22 protein-coding genes are annotated in these 19,060 nt (G+C 43.7%); 6 read left to right on the forward strand and 16 right to left on the reverse strand.

The features are described 5' to 3' along the window. Positions 1-41: 41 nt before the first annotated feature. From ACI3E5_RS05510 to ACI3E5_RS05525, 4 genes are all read right to left on the reverse strand, one after another. On the reverse strand, positions 42-1,262 hold the full coding sequence (locus ACI3E5_RS05510) for a hypothetical protein (RefSeq protein WP_034869132.1): 1,221 nt from the start codon (positions 1,260-1,262) through the stop codon (positions 42-44). Between the two features lie 116 nt (positions 1,263-1,378). Continuing rightward, entirely contained in the window at positions 1,379-2,263 is an 885-nt protein-coding gene (gene murB / locus ACI3E5_RS05515) for a UDP-N-acetylmuramate dehydrogenase (protein ID WP_395997569.1), read from the reverse strand. Between the two features lie 276 nt (positions 2,264-2,539). Beyond that, entirely contained in the window at positions 2,540-2,671 is a 132-nt protein-coding gene (locus ACI3E5_RS05520) for a putative type II toxin-antitoxin system PemK/MazF family toxin (RefSeq protein ID WP_005228524.1), read from the reverse strand. A gap of 72 nt (positions 2,672-2,743) precedes the next feature. Beyond that, positions 2,744-3,019: an AbrB/MazE/SpoVT family DNA-binding domain-containing protein gene (locus ACI3E5_RS05525; protein ID WP_005228523.1), complete on the reverse strand. Its 276-nt coding sequence runs from the start codon at positions 3,017-3,019 to the stop codon at positions 2,744-2,746. A 213-nt stretch (positions 3,020-3,232) separates the two neighbouring features. Here ACI3E5_RS05525 and ACI3E5_RS05530 point away from each other — a divergent pair, with 213 nt between their 5' ends. Together ACI3E5_RS05530 and ACI3E5_RS05535 are read left to right on the forward strand one after the other, a co-directional pair. Then, the gene (locus ACI3E5_RS05530) at positions 3,233-3,991 is read left to right on the forward strand and encodes an exodeoxyribonuclease III (RefSeq protein WP_395997468.1); all 759 of its coding nucleotides are present in this window, start codon (positions 3,233-3,235) and stop codon (positions 3,989-3,991) included. Positions 3,992-4,069: 78 nt separating this feature from the next. Then, positions 4,070-4,603 carry a 3'-5' exonuclease gene (locus ACI3E5_RS05535; RefSeq protein WP_010749886.1) on the forward strand — a complete coding sequence of 178 codons (534 nt, stop codon included), beginning with the start codon at positions 4,070-4,072 and terminating at the stop codon, positions 4,601-4,603. A gap of 75 nt (positions 4,604-4,678) precedes the next feature. Here ACI3E5_RS05535 and ACI3E5_RS05540 read toward each other — a convergent pair whose 3' ends face one another. The 5 genes from ACI3E5_RS05540 to ACI3E5_RS05560 all read right to left on the reverse strand — a co-directional run bounded on the left by ACI3E5_RS05540 (position 4,679) and on the right by ACI3E5_RS05560 (position 8,229). Then, positions 4,679-5,194 (reverse strand): GNAT family N-acetyltransferase, encoded by a 516-nt coding sequence (locus tag ACI3E5_RS05540; RefSeq protein ID WP_005228520.1) that lies wholly within the window; start codon positions 5,192-5,194, stop codon positions 4,679-4,681. A 15-nt stretch (positions 5,195-5,209) separates the two neighbouring features. After that, complete coding sequence (locus ACI3E5_RS05545) at positions 5,210-5,734, reverse strand: GNAT family N-acetyltransferase (RefSeq protein WP_005228519.1); 525 nt, start codon at positions 5,732-5,734, stop codon at positions 5,210-5,212. Then, complete coding sequence (gene tsaE / locus ACI3E5_RS05550; protein WP_005228518.1) at positions 5,727-6,200, reverse strand: tRNA (adenosine(37)-N6)-threonylcarbamoyltransferase complex ATPase subunit type 1 TsaE; 474 nt, start codon at positions 6,198-6,200, stop codon at positions 5,727-5,729. Before tsaE ends, ACI3E5_RS05545 begins: the two co-directional genes overlap by 8 nt. Before the next feature lie 214 nt (positions 6,201-6,414). Next, positions 6,415-7,398, reverse strand: coding sequence for a phosphate acetyltransferase (gene pta, locus ACI3E5_RS05555; RefSeq protein WP_005228517.1), 984 nt, complete (start codon positions 7,396-7,398; stop codon positions 6,415-6,417). A gap of 141 nt (positions 7,399-7,539) precedes the next feature. Further along, positions 7,540-8,229, reverse strand: a complete 690-nt coding sequence (locus ACI3E5_RS05560) for a uracil-DNA glycosylase (RefSeq protein ID WP_005228516.1) — start codon at positions 8,227-8,229, stop codon at positions 7,540-7,542. Positions 8,230-8,361: 132 nt separating this feature from the next. Between ACI3E5_RS05560 and ACI3E5_RS05565 the strand changes: the two genes are divergently transcribed. After that, a complete protein-coding gene (locus ACI3E5_RS05565) occupies positions 8,362-9,231 on the forward strand; it encodes a Cof-type HAD-IIB family hydrolase (RefSeq protein ID WP_010749892.1) in 870 nt (289 codons plus the stop codon). Positions 9,232-9,270: 39 nt separating this feature from the next. Beyond that, on the forward strand, positions 9,271-9,792 hold the full coding sequence (locus ACI3E5_RS05570) for an LURP-one-related/scramblase family protein (RefSeq protein ID WP_005228514.1): 522 nt from the start codon (positions 9,271-9,273) through the stop codon (positions 9,790-9,792). 4 nt (positions 9,793-9,796) lie between these two features. On the opposite strand, the gene ACI3E5_RS05575 is transcribed toward ACI3E5_RS05570, so the two are convergent. Then, a complete protein-coding gene (locus tag ACI3E5_RS05575; RefSeq protein ID WP_005228513.1) occupies positions 9,797-10,363 on the reverse strand; it encodes a GNAT family N-acetyltransferase in 567 nt (188 codons plus the stop codon). A 93-nt stretch (positions 10,364-10,456) separates the two neighbouring features. Next, positions 10,457-10,834: an SMU1112c/YaeR family gloxylase I-like metalloprotein gene (gene gloA2 / locus ACI3E5_RS05580; protein ID WP_005228512.1), complete on the reverse strand. Its 378-nt coding sequence runs from the start codon at positions 10,832-10,834 to the stop codon at positions 10,457-10,459. A 136-nt stretch (positions 10,835-10,970) separates the two neighbouring features. Here gloA2 and nrdI point away from each other — a divergent pair, with 136 nt between their 5' ends. Both nrdI and ACI3E5_RS05590 read left to right on the forward strand, forming a co-directional pair. After that, on the forward strand, positions 10,971-11,420 hold the full coding sequence (gene nrdI / locus ACI3E5_RS05585) for a class Ib ribonucleoside-diphosphate reductase assembly flavoprotein NrdI (protein ID WP_005228511.1): 450 nt from the start codon (positions 10,971-10,973) through the stop codon (positions 11,418-11,420). A gap of 41 nt (positions 11,421-11,461) precedes the next feature. Continuing rightward, positions 11,462-13,111, forward strand: coding sequence for a MutS-related protein (locus ACI3E5_RS05590; RefSeq protein WP_034869126.1), 1,650 nt, complete (start codon positions 11,462-11,464; stop codon positions 13,109-13,111). 67 nt (positions 13,112-13,178) lie between these two features. On the opposite strand, the gene ACI3E5_RS05595 is transcribed toward ACI3E5_RS05590, so the two are convergent. The 5 genes from ACI3E5_RS05595 to ACI3E5_RS05615 all read right to left on the reverse strand — a co-directional run bounded on the left by ACI3E5_RS05595 (position 13,179) and on the right by ACI3E5_RS05615 (position 19,015). Then, on the reverse strand, positions 13,179-14,999 hold the full coding sequence (locus tag ACI3E5_RS05595; protein WP_395997470.1) for an LTA synthase family protein: 1,821 nt from the start codon (positions 14,997-14,999) through the stop codon (positions 13,179-13,181). A gap of 192 nt (positions 15,000-15,191) precedes the next feature. After that, positions 15,192-16,016: an NAD(+) synthase gene (gene nadE / locus ACI3E5_RS05600; protein ID WP_201688459.1), complete on the reverse strand. Its 825-nt coding sequence runs from the start codon at positions 16,014-16,016 to the stop codon at positions 15,192-15,194. 62 nt (positions 16,017-16,078) lie between these two features. After that, the gene (locus tag ACI3E5_RS05605) at positions 16,079-17,545 is read right to left on the reverse strand and encodes a nicotinate phosphoribosyltransferase (RefSeq protein ID WP_005228507.1); all 1,467 of its coding nucleotides are present in this window, start codon (positions 17,543-17,545) and stop codon (positions 16,079-16,081) included. 248 nt (positions 17,546-17,793) lie between these two features. Further along, positions 17,794-18,147, reverse strand: coding sequence for a DUF1827 family protein (locus ACI3E5_RS05610; RefSeq protein WP_010749898.1), 354 nt, complete (start codon positions 18,145-18,147; stop codon positions 17,794-17,796). Further along, a complete protein-coding gene (locus ACI3E5_RS05615) occupies positions 18,134-19,015 on the reverse strand; it encodes an HAD-IIB family hydrolase (RefSeq protein ID WP_375838580.1) in 882 nt (293 codons plus the stop codon). The genes ACI3E5_RS05610 and ACI3E5_RS05615 overlap by 14 nt, the downstream gene beginning before the upstream one ends. Between the last annotated feature and the right edge of the window lie 45 nt (positions 19,016-19,060).

Consider the following 19,060-nt stretch of genomic DNA (forward strand, 5'->3'; position numbering starts at 1 on the left):
CTTTTTGGCTAACTTAGGCGGTCGCTTCCCTTTTGAGTGTCTCATAAACTTTGTGTCACTTGGAGTGCTTCGACAAGCTCTTGATACTGCTCTTGGGTCAAATACTCTTCATAAAATGTCAGATAATCGTCGATATCTGCTTGGGTCAAATAAGGTAGCTCTTGCTTGATTTGCAGCAGCAGTTCTTCAAACTCCTCATCCGTCAGCATATAAGAAGACCAATCATCGGTTTCATCATAGCTATCCCAGTACTCATCATCATAATCATTTTCATACCCATCGTCATAGCTGTCATCCCAACCATAATCATAGGGAGAAAACAATTCTTCTGGGTCAATCAATTCTTCCGCTGTAGGGATTGCAACAGCAGTATCACTTTTCTTCCCTGTAAAAGTCACCGTGGCTCCGATAGTGGTTTGCAGCTCATCCGCTTGCACGAAGTGAAAAGCCATTTTCTGCTGATTTGTTTTCGTATTGACGGTCATGGTTAAGTCAAACTGCTCGACTTCTTCCAACATCGTTTCTAATTCGGCGACTTGCTTTTGATCGGCGCCGTGTTCTTGGGCATAATCTGCATAATCTGCCAATTCTTCTTTGGTAAACGTGTGGCTGATCGTATCTCCATCTCTTTTGAAAGCATCCGGTTCAAAGGTTTTCAAATAGTCTGCAAATGTCTCATTATGAAAAAGACTGTTCATGGTAAAGAGGTTTTCAGGCTCTTTTTCTGCTTCGGTTGTCCCCTCGCCGTCCTCTGCAAAAGTTCCTTCGCCAAAGTAAGAATCTAAGGTTTCTTGATCGATGCGCAGGTATTTGCCTTCATATTCCGCAGCGTCTGGTTTTGTCCCATAACTGTCACTACCAAATGCGCTGATATACCCTTGCAGTGTTTCATAGATTTCAGCTGACACATACGCTTCTTGTTTTTCTGGATCGACGATCAGCTTGATCGGCAGCTCCTGCCCCCCAAAAGCGACTGCCAGATTGAGTAAAATCGCTTTGGTTTCTTTGTCCTGGACGAAGTCCCCTTTAAATGACGAGCCGACTAACTGTGACATCAACATAGAGGCATACCTATCGGCTTCTTGACCGTATTCGCTGCTGCTGCCCATCTCAAAGGTATCGATCGTCGCTTGGAATTCACCAGCATTCGCTGCTTGCTGATTCGTCAACTGTTCGGCAAACTGTTCTTGCGGTAATTTCGTACAACCACCGAAAAGAAAGGCGAACCCAACAAACAAAATGACGCGTCCCCACTTTTTCATCCTGCTCACTCCTTTTCGTTTATTGTACCGAAGACTGAGAAAGCTTACAAACCTAAGCTCTTTTTTATCAGCTCTCATAAAAAAAGACTGCCCCTCGGGACAATCTTTTCGCTAATCTATTCTTCGCCGATGATTCGGACTTCTGTTTCTAAGGTGACATCAAAGGTTTCTTTGATGACTTGTTGGATATGAGCGATCAGTTCAACGTAATCCGTTGCAGTGGCTTGATCGACATTCACGATAAAGCCCGCATGTTTTTCCGAAATTTGGGCTCCGCCCCATTTCAATCCTTGTAAGCCTGCATCTTGGATCAGCTTTCCGGTAAAATGACCGACTGGACGTTTAAAGACACTCCCACAAGAGGGGTATTCTAGCGGTTGTTTCAATTGCCGCAATTCTGTCAGTTCATCCATCCGCTTTTTGATTTGCTCTTGATCGCCTTTTGCTAAATCAAAGCGACTGCTCAAAATGATCATCTTTTGCTCTTGCAATTTGCTATGACGATAAGCAAATTCCATTTCTTCCTTGGTATAAGTCACGATTTGACCATTAGCCAGCAAAACGTCGCAGGACGCAAAGACATCTTGGATCTCGCCATCATAGGCGCCAGCATTCATAAAGACAGCACCGCCGACACTGCCAGGAATCCCGCAGGCAAATTCAAAACCAGTCAACGATTCATGCAAAGCGACATAGGTGGTATCGATCAACTTTGCTCCAGCATCGACGATCAATGAAGTGCCGTTCACCACGATTTGGTTCATTTCTGATAGCATGATCACCACGCCGCGAATACCACCATCACGGACGATCAAGTTGCTGGCATTTCCTAAGACGATCCAAGGAATCGCTTGTTCTCGGCAATAATCAAGCAGCTGTTTGGCTTCATCTGCTGTTTTGGGAAAAGCCAAAATGTCTGCCGGTCCACCAGTTTTTGTATACGTATAGTTCAATAAGGGTTCATCTTTTAATAAGGCAATTTCAGGGAATTGCGCAATCATCAAGTCTTTATTCACGAGAAGGTTTCCTTTCACAATAAACATCTCACTTATTTTAGCATGTTCAAGGAAAAGTTGCTACCTCTGGTGAATCAAAGAAAAGCTTAATGGTCGAATGACCTGATTAATAAAGAGTAAGCTTCAAAAAAAGTGTTTTGTTATTTCAGATAATCGTTCTTTCATCTCCGTAGTGACTTTATCGACTACTTCTAAGTTGCTGCGATGCAAGAAGTCCACACTGCAAATATGCTGACAAAGAATCGTCCCTTGAACTTTACTTTATTGTGTTTCGGTAACTGTTTGAAACGCATTCGATCGAGCAAATTTTTCTTCTACATATTTTTTTGAGCTACTGAGTGGCATCACTAAGATGGTATTGAAACTCTTGTTATAATAATCATTACTAACCACTACACACGGTCTTTTTTTGCCATTTCATTTCCTTTGGTGGGATTTAAGTCAATAAAAGAATATCTCCTTGCCTTACCATTCAATGTTCTCCTCACCTAAATCTTTTTCAAAAAACATCTCACCTGTGTCAAATTTTCCCATTTCTTCTATGATCGCTAATTCTTGTTTCCAAAAAGCTTCAAAAGAAGGTGCTGCTTTTTCGCCTCTTACCTTGATCTCACCTTCTGGGGTAAATTCAAAAATTACCCAGTGATTCTCTTTTAAGCCTAGTATTTGCCGCACACTTTTTGGAATAGTTATTTGATTTTTCGAAGTCATTTTCGCTGAAACTTGCGCTTTGATCGTCATGAAACTGCCCCCTTTTCAAAATGACTGTATCATAAAATGGAAGTAAGCGTAAAGAGCTATCGTTCCTTTTCCGTACTACAAACGAATTTTCTCTAGCATCCAAATTTAATCCTCATTCTTCCTCCTTGTTTTCCTCATTCCGCTCACTTGCTTTGCGCTTCTGGCTTTTTTAGGTAAAATGGGAGGCGTAGTGGAAAAGAAGGAGGAGTCTCAATGAAATTTATTTCTTGGAATGTCAATGGTTTACGGGCCATCGTTAAAAAAAATTTTTCTGAAGTGTTTGAAGCCCTCGATGCTGATTTCTTTTGTTTGCAAGAAACAAAGCTGCAAGAAGGTCAGATCGAATTGGATCTACCAGGCTATCATCAATACTGGAATTATGCGGAGAAGAAAGGTTATTCTGGCACAGCGATTTTCGCAAAAGAACCTGCACTATCGGTCCGTTATGGATTAGGAATCGAAGAACATGATACGGAAGGTCGCGTCATCACGCTGGAGTATCCTGAATTTTTCTTGATTACTTGCTACACACCGAATTCCCAAAATGAATTGCGCCGCTTGGATTATCGCATGACTTGGGAAGATGCCTTTTTGGCTTACTTGACTGAATTGAAACAACAAAAGCCAGTGATTCTCTGTGGTGATTTGAATGTTGCCCATAAAAATATCGACATCAAAAACTGGAAAACCAATCAAAAAAGTGCTGGGTTTACACCTGAAGAACGGGAAAAGTTTTCGACTCTTTTGGCTGCTGGCTTTACCGATACGTTCCGCTATTTCTATCCAGATGCAGAAGGTATTTATTCTTGGTGGAGCTACCGTTTCAACGCTCGCAAAAACAATGCTGGCTGGCGCATCGATTACTTTGTCGTTTCGGATGACTTAAATGAGCGCTTGCTAGACGCCAAGATCCATACAGATATCATTGGCAGTGACCATTGTCCGGTGGAACTGGATCTCAACTATCCGTAAGAAAACTTCAGTTTTTCTTAACGTTTGTTCGCTTTTCATTCTTTGATTTTGTGCTAGAATGGCAATGAGGTGAGTCTGATGAATTTTATCGCAATGGACTTTGAAACAGCAAATTATCAAAAGCATAGTGCCTGTTCCCTTGCACTAGTCATGGTACAAGATAGCAAAATCGTGGGCGAATATTACACATTGATCCAACCGGAAACGGAATTTTTTTGGAAAAACATTCAAATTCATGGCATCCGTCCAGAAGATGTACAAGAAGCGCCTAAGTTTCCTGACGTATGGAAACAAATCCAACAATATTATCAACTGAACAGTTTGATCGTTGCCCATAACGCTGGTTTTGATACGGGGGTTTTGGCGGGATGTCTTGATTATTATGGGTTGTCACAACCAAATTATCTTTCCTTATGCACGGTGCGAACGAGCCGCAAGCTGTATCCAGAATTTACGAACCACAAATTAAACACGGTTTGTGAGCAATTACAGATTCCTTTACTAAACCACCATGATGCACTAGAAGATAGTCGGGCATGTGCCCAAATCTTATTGCGTCAAGAAGAAGAATTTGGCATCGATCCATTAAAAAAATTGGTTTTAGTCAAATAAATAAGAACGTGCGTCCTAAAGTCAGCATTGCGCTAGCCTTTAGGACGCACGTTTTCATTTAAGGAAGGATTCATTTTAAGTCAAATCGATCCAATAATGACAGATTATAGCGCCATCTTCAGGATCAATGACTTTTTCTGTCAATTTACCACCGTTGTTTTCAATGACTTTGGCGGAGGCGCGATTGGCTTCTTCACAGGTTACTAACACGTTGTTCAAGCCAAATTGTTTGGCCTTTACCAATGACTGTGCCAACATTGCCGAGCCGATGCCTTGCTTTCGATGGTCTGGGTGCACTGAATACCCGATGTGTCCGCCAATTTGGCGCAAATACGCATTAAGTGTCAGACGCAGATTCAAGAGACCGACCACTTTTTGATCTTGGATAGCCAGATAGGTACGGGCGGGAACGAATCCTTCTGGTACCGTTTCTGCTGTTTTAAAATCCGCCAATCCCTCTAGCCAGTCTTTGGCTGTGGGACTTTCTACAAGTCCTGCCCCACCGTGGATGACTTCTTGATTCTTCTCGAAGGCTTGCCGATACGCTTCGATTTGATCGCAGTCTGCGATCGTCGGTTCCCGAAACTCCATTTTCTTCACTCCTTTTTATGATTCAAAAAGACGTGCCATCATCAAGACGTCAACTTTTTGCCCCTTGCGGGTTTGCACCGCTTCTTTCATACAGCCTTCTGTTAAAAAACCAAATTTTTGATACAGATGGATCGCCCGTAAATTTCTCGCTTGAACGGTCAACTCGATGCGGGTCAATTCGCCAACTTCTACTACCCAGTCCAGTAATTCTTCAATCAAGAGCGAACCTAAGCCCAAGCCCCAATAGTCTTTTAAAATCGAGATACCGATCTCCCCGACATGGGCTAATTGCCACTCTTCATGGCCTTTGACTGATGCCATGGCGATCAATTGTTCTTGATCAAATGCCAACAACAGCAAATAGTCGTCCCGTTCATAGATAGCGTCCAGCTGTTCTGCCAATAAGGCTTCTGGCAACGCCAAGCCGCTTTCGTCCATCAAAAGAAAATCCGTTTCTTCTCCTAGCTGTTGACTGACTGCTAACACAGCTTTGGCATCAGCACCCGTGGCTTCTTTGATCTGTAATTGGATCTCACTCATGGGCTGCCTGCCATTTTGTTGTGATCCGTTGCAAAAAGGCGGTTGCTTTGATGCCATATGCATGACATTTCACAAGACGTTTTTGTTCATCTGTATCATCTTTTTCCAAAATCAGTTCTAAATAATCCTCTGGCAGGGAGGCTTCTAAGAGATTGCCCCACTCGATCACACACAAGCCATCCCCTTCGAAATAATCATCCAGTCCTAAATCATCTGCACCGTATTCCACCCGATAGACATCCATATGGTACAGCGGTAGCCGTCCATTGGTATATTCACGAATGATCGTATAGGTCGGACTTTTGATCAGTTGCTCGATCCCTAGCCCCAAGGCGATGCCTTTCGTCAAGGTTGTTTTGCCAGCACCTAAATCGCCCGTCAATACCAGATTATCCCCTGGCTCGGCTGCCTCTCCAATGATTTTTGCAAATGCTGCGGTTGCTTCTAAGTCGTTAATGGTAAACATAGTCCCCATCCTTTGATCAATCTAATTTACTAGTTGCTAGTATAGCTTGTTTTTCAAGGAATTGTAAAGAAGGAGCTTAGGGAAAATTTCCCGACGATCACTGGATCGTTGCTTTTGCGCACACTTCCTCCTTTGCTGCCCTCAACTTTCCAAGAGCAAAACAAAAAACTGACCCTCAAGGGATCAGTTTTTCATCAGTGCAGCGATTAGCTGCTTATTTTTCCATTAGTGTTTGTGCCGCAGTAATGATTGATAATTTGTAGACATCTTCTTCATTTGAACCACGAGACAAATCAGAGATTGGTTTGTTCAATCCTTGTAAGATTGGTCCAATCGCTTCAAAGTTGCCGAAACGTTGGGCGATCTTGTAACCAATGTTTCCTGATTGTAAATCTGGGAAAACAAAGACGGTTGCTTTACCTGCTACTTCAGATTCAGGAGCTTTCAATTGCGCAACTGCTGAGATATACGCAGCATCGAATTGCAATTCTCCATCGATTTGGTATTCTGGTGCCAATTCTTTGGCGATTTTTGTTGCTTCAACGACTTTATCTACTTCTGGTGCTTTCGCAGACCCTTTCGTTGAGAAGCTTAACATAGCAACTTTTGGATCGATTTCAAATAATTCAGCGGTTTTCGCTGAGTCAACAGCGATTTCTGCCAATTCTTGTGCAGTTGGGTTTACATTGATGGCACAGTCTGAGAACAAGTATTTTTCTTGGTCACGACCACGAACCATTAAGAAAGCACCACTTGTACGGCTCACACCTGGTTTTGTTTTGATGATTTGTAAAGCGGGTCTTACTGTATCACCCGTAGAATGGATCGCTCCTGAAACCATTCCTTCAGTAATGCCCATGTAAGTCAACATTGTACCGAAATAGTTGACATCTTTTAAGATTTCTTCTGCTTGTTCTTTGGTTGCTTTGCCGTTGCGGCGTTCCACAAAAGCTTCAACCATTTCATCCCAACGATCATAATTTTCAGGATCTAAAATTTCAAAGTTTGATACGTTGATTCCGCGAGCTTCCGCTGCTTTTTCGATTTCAACCGGGTTACCGATCAAAACAGGTTCAATCAATTCTTCTGAACGTAAACGGCTAGCAGCACCTAGGATACGAGGATCTGTTGCTTCAGGAAAAACGATTTTGATATGACGACGCACGATTTTAAATTTTAAACTTTCGAATAATTCCACGGGTAAAGACCTCCAGTTTTTTTATACCCTTCCATTGTACAATAATTGCGAAAAAAAGAACAGATAAAAATCCTGTATTAGTCGATTATTTTAAATATCGTTACCTTTTTCACAAGTTTACTCATTCTAAATAACACAGTTTTACAACTGTGTTATTTTTTCCGGCAACGCCCAGGAAATCGGTTCTTCCCCTAACGCCAGCAATGCTTGATTGATCTTAGAAAAAGGCTTCGAACCAAAGAATCCTCGATGCGCTGATAACGGACTTGGATGAGGCGCTGTTATAATAATATGTTTGCTAGTATCTAGCAAAGCGGCTTTCTTTTGGGCGGGTTTGCCCCAAAGCACAAAAATGACCGGTTCTTCTCGTTGATTCAATTTTTCGATGATCGTATCAGTCAGCTGCTCCCAGCCATGCCCGTGATGTGAATAGGCTTGCCCTTCACGTACTGTCAACACGGTATTCAACAATAAGACCCCTTGTTGCGCCCAAGGTACGAGATAACCGTGGGACACAGGTGGAATCCCTAAGTCATCAGCTAATTCTTTGTAAATATTCCGCAACGAAGGCGGTATTTTGACCCCCGGCTGTACGGAAAACGACAGTCCGTGGGCTTGGTGAGGGCCATGATAAGGATCTTGACCTAAGATGACAACTTTTACGTCATGGTATGGTGTCAGTTTTAAGGCTTCATAAATATGATCCATCGCTGGATGGATCGTTTGCTGGGCATATTCTTGTTTCAAGAAAGTCCGCAGTTGTTGGTAGTACGGCTGCTCAAATGATTCCTGCAATTGTTCTTGCCAATCATTGTCCAATATTCGTTTCATGGCGAATCTCCTTTGTTTTCTTCTAGGATAACAAATCCCTCCCCTTAGAAACAAGAATTACTCTTCGAAAGAAAAAAAATGCGCGATTTATGGTACACTATTTGTAGAAACGATTAAGAAAGGACGCTGACAATGATCAAATTAATTGCTTCTGATATGGATGGTACGCTTTTAAATGCTAGTATGCAGATTTCAGAAGAAAATATCCAAGCAATCAAATATGCCCAATCCAAAGGAATCGAATTTATGGTCGCAACTGGCCGTAACCGCAAAGAGGCTTTGCCGCCGCTGCAAGAAGCCGGGATCGACTGTGCAATGATCACCTTGAATGGTGCCCAAGTCTACGACGAAGCGGGTAATTCATTATTTACTGTACCGATCAGCCATGAACAAACTCGTTCGTTGATCGACCTACTCAAAGAAAACGACATCTATTTTGAGATCTCCACGAGCAACGGGATCTATTCGGAAAGCCAAACACGTCGGATCGAAAATTTTGCGATCCACACGGCAGAAGCAATGCCCCATTTAACCCATAAGATGGCGATTGCTATGACAGCAGCCCGTTTGGAATTTTTACCGATCAATTATGTCGATGATTTCAGTGAGTTGTTTTCGATCGAAGAATTAGAATTTTTGAAAGTGATTTGCTTCCATCAAGATGGTGCGCGGGTATTGGGTCCTATCACGAAAATCATCGATGGGTACGGCGATCTAGTGGTGACTTCTTCTGGACAAAACAATATTGAGATCAACCACCGAAACGCGCAAAAAGGAATCGCAGTGGCGCATGTCGCTAAGGATCGGATGATCTCACTGGAGGAAGTGATGACGATCGGTGACAACTTAAATGATGTAAGTATGCTGCAACTGGCAGGCGTTAGTTTTGCAATGGGAAATGGCGAGTTAGAGGTAAAAGAAGCCGCGAAGTATTTGACGGACACCAATATTGAGTCTGGTGTCGGCAAAGCGATCGTTCGGGCAATTGATGAAAATCTTTAAATCACGCAGCTTTTTGGGGATACATGAGGAGGCGTAAGTATGTCAGAATTTTTCATCCAAGACAGACAACTTAGCAGAGTCACACGCACCATTGTCAAAGATGAAACAGGCAAATCACTGTTTTTAATGGTGGGCCGTTGGGGAACTAAGGGCGATGCTCTTTCCCTTTACCGCTTGAATGGGCAAATGGTTGCTAGTATCAAACAAATCAGTTTTACTTTTGGTACGCGCTTTGAGATCTACAAAGACTTTGAGAAAGTCGGTACACTGCAAAAAATCTTTAACTGGCCGGGTGATTTCTACTATATCCAGCAGCTTCACTGGGCGGTCCACGGCGATATCTACAATCATCGCTATGGGATCCATCATTTCAATAAAAAGATCATGGAAATGGATAAGGCGACCTTATTGACGGGGGATTATTATGTACTGGATGTCGTTGATGATCGGGATGCACCGGTCTGCATCTGTATCGCTGCCGTCATGGATTACTGGCTGTACAATCGGCACCGCAAGAAAGACCATCCTCTTGAGCTTCGACTAACAAATGGAACCAGCTGAAAAATCAGCTGGTTCTTTTTTGCATATGGTCGTATAGGTGGCCACTGATCTCTCTTTGGGCCACGACTTCAAAGCCATGCTTTTCATAGAGCCGCTTCGCATGGGGATTTGCTCGGTCAACACTCAAGCCGATCACCTCATAGCCATCTCTAGAAGCAATTTTCGGCAACGCTTCTAATAAGGCTGAGCCGACACCTTTACCGCGAAATTTCTCAGCCACACAGATGGTATCTAAGTACCATTCATTTGGTAAGGTTTCTTCATCGATAAACAGCTTCATGTCTTTACTCAAACCGTACTGTTCCAGCACTTTATCTAGAGGCTGATCGATCGTCGCCTCTTCTTTGTCTGGATATCCAAAGGCGACCCCAGCAACCTCCCCGTCGATCTCATTGACCAACGCACGGCGAAAGCCGTAACGATAGTCGGGTTCTAGCATGGCATCTGCCAAGATCTCTAAGGTCTTTGCTTCACCGATCTCTTTGACAAAGGGCAATTCCATATCCTTTAAAATGACTAAAACGAGTTCAGCCATGACAAAGCGATCTTCTTTTTTTGCAAATCTTATCACGTTTTCTCCTCCTTACTTCTATACATAGAATAACAATTCTCTCAAGAAAAACCAAGTTGAATCGACAAAGGATCCACACAAAGTTTTCCTTATTTATTCATGCAATTCCAACGGCAAGCCGTCTGGATCTTGGAAAAAGGTCATTTTCTTATTCGTAAAGGTATCGAAACGAATCGGTTCACACGCAATTCCTTTGGCGGCTAACTTTGCCACGACTGCTTCAATATTTTCCACCGCAAATGCCAAATGCCGCAAGCCAGCTGCTTCGGGGAAACTTGGTCTTGCTGGTGGGTTTTCCACCACAAACAGTTCTATTTCTGATTCCCCAAAGCGCAGGTCGATTTTTACATCTTTCTTTTCTGGGCGCGCATGTTCACGAATCACTTCAAAGCCTAATTTCTCTACATAAAATTCTTTGGTCTGCTGGTAATCACTGGCGATGATCGCCACATGATGCATTTTTGAAAACATTATTGCCACTCCTTTGTATTGGACTCCTCTCTCAGTTTAAAGCCTTTGGCTGCATTTTACTAGAAAAGACTGCCGAAGTTCTCATCTTTTCATAAATGGTTTCTGTTATACTAGAAAGCGGAAGGTGATGAAAAAAATGAAACTACTTTATATTTCAATCTCTGGAAATACCCGTGCATTCGTCAACCGCTTGTTGGCCTATGCGGATCAGCAAGACACTCCGAGTACTTGGGAAGCCAAAGAAATTCATGACAATAGTGTCTTTGAACAAGAAGACGAACCTTATGTGGTTTTTGTCCCTACCTATTTAGAAGGTGGAAATGGCGTCGATAACGGCGATCAGGAGATTCTCACAGAAACCATGCGGGAATACATTGACTATGAAAACAACGCAGCTCTTTGCTTAGGCGTGATCGGCAGTGGCAACAAAAACTTCAATTATCAATATTGCTTGACCGCAAAGCAATATGCGGAGCAATTTTCGATCCCGTTCTTAGCGGATTTCGAGCTGCGAGGCACGACCCAAGATATTGAACGGATCTATGCTTGTTTGAAAGAAATCGATCCTGCCCACAGCAACACTTAACTTTAGCCAGCATTCATTAGCCATTAGGAGGACTTTTGCATATGGAACCACAAACGATGGTCATTTTGATCATACTCGCCAGCATTCTCATCTTGACCGCATTAGATATCTGGAATCGATACAAAGTACGCCGTTACGTTCGGCTTGCTTGGGGAAAGCTTCCCCGTCAGCCCCGTTTTGATAAAGAAGCGAGTTTGAAAAAGGCTTGGCTGACTGAGAAGAAGTTTCACGATTTTGATAGCGAGGTCGATGACATCACTTGGTATGACTTGGATGGCTTTTCGTTGTTTGAGTCCATTAATCTGACGTTTTCCAGTGTTGGTTCAGAAGCATTGTACCAGCAATTACGCAATTTTCGCTTCAAGACGGACAAACAGCTGACCAAATTGATCGACTTTTTTGCTGCTGACAGTGCCGCACGCGAACAATCCCAATATACGTTTGCTCGTTTAGGAAAACAAGATGATAATTTCTCAAAAGCCTACTTGGCCAATGAAGCTGCGCAATCGATCGGCTCTCTGCCGTTCTTTGTCTTTTTAGGTGTGCTGCCGTTAGTCGGCATCTTGCTGCTCCTGCTGGGGTTTGTCCAAGGCATCCTGTTGACGTTGGTTAGTGTCGTTTTCAATACGATCTATTACTCCATCAAAAAAGCCAAGCTGGAAACAGAACTGAACAGCATGCGCTATTTGGTTCAAACGATTGCCTGTGGCAGTCAGATCGCTAAAATCAACACGCCCCTCCAAGATGAGATCAAACAATCCTTGGCACCATTAAAAAAGATCACTCGTTTCGCCTTTTCGTTTCGTGCCAAAAACGGCAGCGAAGGAGACATGTTGTTTGAATACATCAATATCATTTTTATGCTGCCGTTTATTTCCTATCAAACGGTCACCACTACCCTGGCAAAGCACCAACAAGCAGCCATCGATCTGTGGAATTTGCTGGGAAAATTGGAAGTCGCAGCCGCCATTTTAAATTTTCGCACGTATATGCCCATCACTTGCCTACCGACCTTCCAAACAAGCGGAGGTGTACAAGCAACGGGTACGTATCACCCGCTTCTAAGTGAAGCAGTCATGAATGATGTTGCTTGGACCCACAATACCCTCGTGACTGGCTCCAATGCCTCGGGCAAATCGACGTATGTCAAAAGTATCGCCATCAATTGCATCTTGGCACAAACGATCCAGACAGCAGTTGCCGAAACCTTTACGATGGTTCCCGGTCACGTCATTACCTCGATGGCTGTCGAAGATGATTTATTTGAAGGCGACAGCTATTTTGTAGCAGAGATCAAATCCATCAAACGCCTGCTAGACACCGTTGCTACGAACCAGCGCTGCTATTGTTTTGTTGATGAGATTTTAAAAGGAACCAATACGGTGGAACGGATCGCTGCTTCTGCCAGCATCATCCATTGGCTGCGTGCCTACCCATCATTGGCATTTGTCGCCACTCATGATATTGAGCTGACTGAAATATTGAAAAATGACTGCTGCAACATTCATTTTTCTGAACAAGTCACGGAAGATGACGGCATCTCCTTTGATTACAAGGTCAAATCCGGTCCTGCCTTGAGCCGCAATGCAATCGCCCTCTTAAAAGTCATGGGCTACCCTGAAACGATCGTTCAAGACGCCTATACCGCCGCCAATGATTTTGATCAAAACCGTAAATGGCAGGATTTATAACTTCATACAAACAAAAGCGCCTTATCCTGTGACTAACACTGGGATAAGGCGCTATTTTACATTTCATTTAGTCAAACAAACCAGTCGTTAAACTGTATTGCTCTCCTTGTAACACATCGTATTGGATCAAATTGTAGGCATCATAGATTTCTTGGGCTTCTTGATCCAATGCAAGGGTCGTCTGCCATTGCCCGCCTTGATAGTATTGACCCATTTCAAAAGCTGGCAGCTCATCTTGCAAGGCCAATAACAACTGGTAAAACCCGCTCGTTGGTTGGTCACTGGCTTCTAATAGGTTCGGCGCAAAGTAAAAGGGACTTGTTACAGGTACATCTTCTGGGGCAAAATTTCCTTGCGAATCGACCATCAAAAACTCCGTTTCATGCAGGGCAGCCGTTTCATTTTGCTCCTTGATCTCATCGGCATAAATGCCTGGTAAATGATCCCCCCAAAAGACGACCAGCGTTCGCCGATCCAGCTGCTCTAATTCAGCTACAAAGTTTTTCAACGCTGTACTGCTGTAGGAGATATCCTGCAGGTAGTTTTCCAAAGAAGCCATATTGCCCGGACCACTTGCTTGGTAATTCAAGGTATCGTATTTACCAGCATACGGCATATGGGTCTGCATCGTCACTAAATGGACAAATTGCGGTTGCTGATCGTTTTCCAACAATGCCAGCACTTCTTTGTAGGCCGCCTCATCAGAAATATAAGGATTATTTTCGATTTTGTCGGTATAGGTCATCGTCTCTTGATCGATAAACTGTTCAAACCCCATCACCCCATAGACATCCTTGCGTTTGTACATCGATGTATCGTATGGATGGATCGCCGTTGCCGTATACCCTGATTGTTCCAAGAAAGAAACCAAGGATGGCAGTTGCGTCAATTTCGGCACCAGCATCGTGTAAGGCGTCGTCATTTGCGGATTCAATAGGCCCATGGCAAAACCAGTCAGCGCTTCAAACTCGATGTTTGCCGTACCGCCTCCATAATTTTGCGAAAGCATTTTTCCACTGATGGTTTGATCGGCGACGTGGTAATAGTCTTTCAACGGATCGCCGGTGATCGACAAGCCATTTAAATGGCTCGGGTCGGAAAAGCTCTCGCTCATCACATAGACGATATTTGGTGCTTCACTTTCACGGTCTTGATTTTTCTCCGCAGCCTGTGCATTGTAGGTGTCCGCAATCGCTTGGATCGCTTCTTTTGAATACCCCTCAGGCTTCGTCATGGCATCTACCCGCAGGTTGTACAAAAACCCACCGATGAATCCCGTATTGTAGTAGTTCATTTTTTGTGAATACGGAATCCAGAGCGCCGTCTGATTGTAGGCTTTGCGTAAAAGGTTGTTGCTGTCATTGAAGTGAGAAACATAGACTAAGCCCAGCGAGCATACGACCAGCACCGCTCCTCGCATCACTTGCAAACGCAGGTTTAATTTGCGGCTGCGATAGATACTCCAGCCGATCGCTCCGATCGCCGCCAGAGCGAAGAGGATGGCTAAGAAAAAGGCGCCATTGCCGATCATGGTTCGAAGAAGGTCGAATTGAGTGACCATCTTTAAATCATCGGGATAGATTGGTTCTTGGCGATAGACCATCTTCGTGTGGTTGGCATACCCTAAGATTCCGATGACAACACTATAAAAGATGCCCCCGATCAGTACCGAACCTGCCAAGCTGGCAAACACCCCATACACCAGCAGTAGCACCCCACAAGCCAAGAAAAACTTTGCTGTATGCCACGAAAAGGCAAATTTCAGAGCTAATTCAACGGAAAGATTGTTTTGACACCATTGCAAATATAAATTACTGAAAATAATCAACAGGACGATGGCGATGCCTTTTAATGCGATCTTCAGATAAGGATGGCTATTTATTTTCACGAAGGAACATTCCTCCTTTTCTACACGTTCTAGGTACCCTCGTATTTTATGCTTTCGAGGCAAGAAAGTAAAGCCGAGGTAAGAAGCTTTTGTTATTTTTAAAGAAAGCAAGCCTCATAAAAAAAGAGTCTAAGGTTTCTTGCCCCCTAGACTCTTCTTTCTATCCGAATGGAACTCAATCACTGGTTTCGTTTATTTCCAAAAATCATCAAAAATCGTGACTGGCAAGTGGCGTTTGTGTTGCGTTTTGTTCCACCAGTTTTCAATGGTTTGTTGGGCTTCAGCCGCAATTTCCTTGCCTTCTAAATAGTCATCGATGTCGTTGTAGGTCACTCCTAAAGCTGCTTCATCTGCCACTAAAGGTTTGCCATCTTCCAAGTCCGCAGTTGGGACTTTTGTATACAACGCTTCTGGCGCGCCTAAGTATTGCAAGAGTTGACGGCCTTGGCGTTTATTCAAACGAAATAGTGGTAAAATATCGGCTCCGCCATCCCCGTACTTCGTAAAGAAGCCGGTGATGTTTTCCGCAGCATGATCTGTTCCCAGAACAGCCCCTGCTTTTTCACCCGCAATGGCATATTGCGTAATCATCCGTTGACGGGCTTTGATATTACCTTTATTAAAGTCAGAAACCGCTAAGCCTGCTTCTTCCACCGCTTGTACTTGCGCATCGACGGCGGCTTTGATGTTTACCCGCAGCTCAATATCTGGTTTGATAAATTCAATGGCTTTTTTGGCATCTTCTTCGTCTGCTTGTTCCCCATAAGGTAAGCGTACCCCTATGAACTGATAGTTAGGATTCCCAGTTTCGCTGCGCATTTCCTCCATCGTCAATTGCGCAAGCCGTCCAGCTAACGTCGAATCTTGTCCACCACTGATCCCCAAGACAAACGTATGCAAGAACGGATTCTTTTGCAGATACGCCTTTAAAAAATCAATACTCTTACGAACTTCTTCTTTCGGGTCGATGGTCGGTAAGACTCCTAATTCTTTGATAATTTCTTGTTGCATGGTCATAGAAACGCCTCCTCTTATTTTTTGAAGCAGCTGACTGATCCTAGGACCAGCGCAGTTGCGGATTACAAAATCGCGCCATTGGTTTGTTTGCGTACTTTTTCAATCGTGCGCATTTTATGATCCCAGCATTCTTGCGAAAGATCGACTGGGTATTTCTGTGGATTCAAATCACGTTTGTACTCGTCCCAAAGGGAATCCAAGCAATTCGTCGCATAGGCTTTGATGTGTTCTAAGTCAGGCACTTGATACACTTGCTGGCCATCCACAAAGATGTCTTGCAATAATGGTCGCGCATCAAAGTTCGTCACTGTTTTGTTGATAAAGGTATGAACAGGATGGAACATGAACAGTTCGTCTTCTGCTTGTGGATTTTCTTCCCATAGCGTGACATAATCGCCTTCTGACTTGCCGTCAGATTTACGGGTGATCCGCCAAACTTGTTTTTTCCCAGGAGTCGAAACCTTTTCAGCATTGCTGGATAATTTGATGGTGTCGATCATTTCTCCCTGCTCATTTTCGATGGCCACCAGTTTATAAACCGCGCCTAATGCCGGTTGATCGTAAGCGGTGATCAGCTTGGTGCCGACACCCCACACATCGATTTTCGCCTTTTGCATTTTCAAGCTTAGAATCGTATTTTCGTCTAGATCATTGGAAGCATAGACTTTGGCTTCCGTGAATCCCGCTTCATCCAGCTGTTCACGGACTTTTTTCGAGATATACGCCATATCGCCGCTGTCGATCCGCACACCTAAGAAATTGATCTTATCCCCCATCTCTTTGGCCACACGAATCGCATTTGGCACACCTAAGCGCAATGTATCATAGGTATCGACTAAGAATACGCAATCTTTGTGGGTTTGGGCATACGCCATAAATGCATCATAGTCATTGCCGTAGGATTGCACGAGGGAATGGGCGTGGGTTCCGCTGGCTGGGATGCCAAAAATCTTCCCTGCCCGCACATTACTCGTCGCATCTGCTCCGCCAATATAAGCCGCTCGGGTCCCCCAAATGGCTGCATCCAATTCTTGTGCCCGCCGTGAACCAAATTCCAACAAGGGATCCGTGCCGATCACGGATTTGATGCGGGCCGCTTTCGTGGCGATCAGTGTTTGGAAATTGACCATATTCAGTAACGCCGTTTCGATCAACTGTGCTTGTGCCAACGGCCCTTCTACTTGAATGATCGGTTCATTGTTGAAGACTAAATCACCTTCTAACGCAGAACGAACGGTACAAGCAAACTTGAACTCCTTTAGATACTCTAAAAAGGCTTCTGGATAGCCGCCGATTTCTCGCAAGTAGGCAATATCCGTTTCTGAAAAGGATAAATCGTTCAAATAGTCGATCAATCGTTCCAGACCGGCAAAGATCGCATAGCCATTTTCAAAAGGCATGTCACGGAAATAGCATTCAAACACCGCATTACGATCGGCTCTGCCTAACTCCCAATAGGTTTGCATCATGTTGATTTGGTAGAGATCGGTGTGCAGCGTCAAGCTGTCATCTTTAAATAATTTCTGCATGTTCTTACTCCCTCTAGCTTACTTCTTCTCATTATAGCAAAAAAAACACAAAAGACAGAAAATCTTGTTTTTTCAAAAAAAAATTGGGTTTTTGCTAGTACAAGGCAATCCATCTGAGAACAAATTGCTCAAAAGCATGGGTCAGCCTCCTACTTATTGGCGCATCATACCTGCGCGCGTGTAAGGTCGCCCCTTTGTTCAACGTTTGATTGCTCTTGCAACGTGCATGTCCCAACTTCTTTCAACTACTATTCTTTCACAGGCAATTGAACAAGAATGACATCTTTCCTCGGTTTAGAAAAGGTGATGCCTCTTGCTTCCATTTCTTTACGAATATTAACATTGACGGTCACGTCTTTGCGATCGACCTTCAGCAAACGATGAATCGCTGTGTCGACTTCTTCCCGACTGATTTTCTTTTTATTGTTGATCAATACTAAAGAAATCGTATCAAAACTATCCACATAGAGAATCTGCGTCCGATCAAGCGAGTACAATTTATAGTATTTGATCGCTATTTTGTCGAATAGATACTTGGAGATGTTCGGGTAAAAAGTTTCCATATTTAGATTTTGGTTTACTGGGGTTTCAATCAACTTCATGCACAACATCCTCTCTCGAAACTAATTCTGTTAAAATAAAGCGGCCAACACCACCGTCTTCCGCGCGCTCAATGGTTCGATCACAAACTGCTTTGATCGCTGGGCTGGCATTTGCTACAGCCAAAGAAACATCCACCGCTTCAAACATCGCAAGGTCATTTTCACCATCACCGATCCCGTAGCTTTTGGCAGCGGGAAAAGCTTCTAAAAAGGAACGGATCGCGGCACCTTTGGTCGCCAATGGATCAACGATCTCCAGTGTTTGGACAAAGGATTGAAAAATCGCAGCCGTTTCTGATTGGATCATCGCCCGCAGCCGTTCTCTTTTTTCGTCTGACGCTTCCATCAGTTCGATTTTGATGACCTTTATCTCTGGATGTTCCTTCATAAACTGCAGCACGTCGTCTTTATGAAGACATTCGTTGTAAAAGAACTCATATTTGTAGTCAGCGATGATTTGTCCTCGCTCCCCTAACTCCGCGAGTAACTGCTTGCGGCTTTCTTGAAACTGCGCTTCATACAAATGCGCTTGCGGGGAAATGATGCCATGGTCAGTATGTAAGAAATAAAAAACCTCTTCTGTTTCTAAGATACCAATCACTTGCGCCAATGTCTTATAGGACAAGGTATGCGTCAAAACAGGCGCTTCTCCTTTTACCATCAGACCAGCGCCGTTTCCAAAAATCACATCGCAGGAAAGGCCTTCTTCCGCCATCATATCTTGAACAAGCTCAAATCCTCGCCCTGTGACAAACACAAAGTGATCCCCTTGGGCTTGCAAACAACGGATGGCTTCTTTATTGATCTCATGAATCGGGTGCCCCATTTCTTGGAACGTCCCATCAATATCAGAAAAAACTATTTGCATCTTATCTTCCTTTCTTTGTTATAATTATAGCACATTTTAAAAAAC

Source organism: Candidatus Enterococcus avicola (genome assembly GCF_047470845.1).
GTDB classification, from domain to species: domain Bacteria; phylum Bacillota; class Bacilli; order Lactobacillales; family Enterococcaceae; genus Enterococcus_D; species Enterococcus_D casseliflavus.

Coding starts and splice junctions, on each gene's coding strand:
- ACI3E5_RS05510 (WP_034869132.1), bottom strand. CDS start 1,262: ATGAAAAAGTGGGGACGCGTCATTTTGTTTGTTGGGTTCGCCTTTCTT.
- murB (WP_395997569.1), bottom strand. CDS start 2,263: ATGATTGCGCAATTCCCTGAAATTGCCTTATTAAAAGATGAACCCTTA.
- ACI3E5_RS05525 (WP_005228523.1), bottom strand. CDS start 3,019: ATGACGATCAAAGCGCAAGTTTCAGCGAAAATGACTTCGAAAAATCAA.
- ACI3E5_RS05530 (WP_395997468.1), top strand. CDS start 3,233: ATGAAATTTATTTCTTGGAATGTCAATGGTTTACGGGCCATCGTTAAA.
- ACI3E5_RS05535 (WP_010749886.1), top strand. CDS start 4,070: ATGAATTTTATCGCAATGGACTTTGAAACAGCAAATTATCAAAAGCAT.
- ACI3E5_RS05540 (WP_005228520.1), bottom strand. CDS start 5,194: ATGGAGTTTCGGGAACCGACGATCGCAGACTGCGATCAAATCGAAGCG.
- ACI3E5_RS05545 (WP_005228519.1), bottom strand. CDS start 5,734: ATGAGTGAGATCCAATTACAGATCAAAGAAGCCACGGGTGCTGATGCC.
- tsaE (WP_005228518.1), bottom strand. CDS start 6,200: ATGTTTACCATTAACGACTTAGAAGCAACCGCAGCATTTGCAAAAATC.
- ACI3E5_RS05560 (WP_005228516.1), bottom strand. CDS start 8,229: ATGAAACGAATATTGGACAATGATTGGCAAGAACAATTGCAGGAATCA.
- ACI3E5_RS05565 (WP_010749892.1), top strand. CDS start 8,362: ATGATCAAATTAATTGCTTCTGATATGGATGGTACGCTTTTAAATGCT.
- ACI3E5_RS05570 (WP_005228514.1), top strand. CDS start 9,271: ATGTCAGAATTTTTCATCCAAGACAGACAACTTAGCAGAGTCACACGC.
- gloA2 (WP_005228512.1), bottom strand. CDS start 10,834: ATGTTTTCAAAAATGCATCATGTGGCGATCATCGCCAGTGATTACCAG.
- nrdI (WP_005228511.1), top strand. CDS start 10,971: ATGAAACTACTTTATATTTCAATCTCTGGAAATACCCGTGCATTCGTC.
- ACI3E5_RS05590 (WP_034869126.1), top strand. CDS start 11,462: ATGGAACCACAAACGATGGTCATTTTGATCATACTCGCCAGCATTCTC.
- nadE (WP_201688459.1), bottom strand. CDS start 16,016: ATGACCATGCAACAAGAAATTATCAAAGAATTAGGAGTCTTACCGACC.
- ACI3E5_RS05605 (WP_005228507.1), bottom strand. CDS start 17,545: ATGCAGAAATTATTTAAAGATGACAGCTTGACGCTGCACACCGATCTC.
- ACI3E5_RS05610 (WP_010749898.1), bottom strand. CDS start 18,147: ATGAAGTTGATTGAAACCCCAGTAAACCAAAATCTAAATATGGAAACT.
- ACI3E5_RS05615 (WP_375838580.1), bottom strand. CDS start 19,015: ATGCAAATAGTTTTTTCTGATATTGATGGGACGTTCCAAGAAATGGGG.